Annotated in this window: 1 protein-coding gene; it reads left to right on the forward strand. The window is 68.6% G+C overall.

All coding sequences use genetic code 11. The features are described from left to right. On the forward strand, positions 1–486 hold a 486-nt coding region (locus IG74_RS50700; protein WP_234334700.1), incomplete at its 5' end, for an IS5 family transposase. Positions 487–506: the final 20 nt, after the last annotated feature.

Raw genomic sequence — 506 nt, forward strand, 5'->3', positions numbered from 1 at the left:
GACCGGGGCAAGTACGGGCCGAAGATCCACTTGATCACGGAACGGACCGGACTGCCCCTGTCCACCGGCATCTCCGGCGCCAGCCTCCACGACAGCCAGGCACTCGGACCACTCGTGCGCGGCATCCCGCCCGTCAGATCCCGCCGCCGCCCCCGCCGACGGCGCCCGGCCAGGCTGCATGCCGGCAAGGCGTACGCCAACCGGTCGCTGCGCCGCTGGCTGCGCAGCAGGAACATCACGCCTCGCATCGCCCGCAAAGGCATCGAGAGCTCCCAGCGACTCGGACGCCACCGCTGGACCAGCGAGCGCAGCATGTCCTGGCTCGCCGGATGCCGCCGACTCCACCGCCGCTACGAACACAAGGCCGACCACTTCCTCGCCTTCACCAGCATCGCCTGCACCCTCATCTGGCAATCCCCTGGGAGCGTGGAGTCTTCGTCTATGCGGCGTGAGTCCGTGAACGGGCCTCGGCACGCTTCTGGTTGATGATCTGTTCGAACTCCACG

The organism is Streptomyces sp. NRRL B-1347 (assembly GCF_000720325.1).
Classification (GTDB): domain Bacteria; phylum Actinomycetota; class Actinomycetes; order Streptomycetales; family Streptomycetaceae; genus Streptomyces.